The 249-nt window shown below is 63.5% G+C and carries 1 pseudogene; it reads left to right on the top strand.

Going from position 1 to position 249, the window contains the following annotated elements:
• Positions 1 to 189 (top strand): annotated as a pseudogene (locus tag AC4H2G_RS21560) (IS481 family transposase); the annotation flags it as partial.
• Between the last annotated feature and the right edge of the window lie 60 nt (positions 190 to 249).

Here is a 249-nt window from a genome sequence, read left to right as displayed (position 1 = left end):
CACAACGGCACCCTCTACAAGATCGGCATCGGCAAGCACCACGCTCGAACCCCCGTCCTCGCCCTGGTCCACGACCTCGAGATCCGCATCATCAACGCCGCCACCGGAGAAATCCTGCGCGAGCTCACCCTCGACCCCACACGCATCTACCAGCCCACCGGCCGACCACCCGGCCCATCCCGGAAATGACGAATGGCCCGAACCTACGATCCGTAGGTTCAGGCCATTCCGATGTCCTGCGACATCACA

The sequence above is a fragment of the Cellulosimicrobium sp. BMG9.23 genome, from assembly GCF_059159985.1.
This window is presented reverse-complemented; position numbering and strand designations above follow the sequence as displayed.